Consider the following 251-nt stretch of genomic DNA (forward strand, 5'->3'; position numbering starts at 1 on the left):
TGACCGTTACCCACAGCGTATCGACGGCGGCCATGATGGGGCCCGGCGCGCCTTCGAACCGGCCCTCGGGCACGCCGGGGGCATTGTGCAGGGCAAAGACCCGCGAGATGCCGAAGCGCTCCATGATGCCCTCTTTCACCATCACCTCGGCGCCGCCGCCCCATTCCTCGGCCGGCTGGAAAATCAGCGCAACGCGGCCGGCAAAATTGCGCGTCTCGGCCAGATAGCGCGCGGCACCCAGCAGCATGGTC

The 251-nt window shown here is 68.1% G+C and carries 1 protein-coding gene; it reads right to left on the reverse strand.

Annotated elements, in window-relative coordinates:
* On the reverse strand, positions 1 to 251 hold a 251-nt coding region (locus JI666_RS22295), incomplete at both ends, for a M20/M25/M40 family metallo-hydrolase (protein WP_206895114.1).

This window comes from Bacillus sp. NTK071 (assembly GCF_017303315.1).
In the GTDB taxonomy this organism is placed as follows: domain Bacteria; phylum Bacillota; class Bacilli; order Bacillales; family Guptibacillaceae; genus Guptibacillus.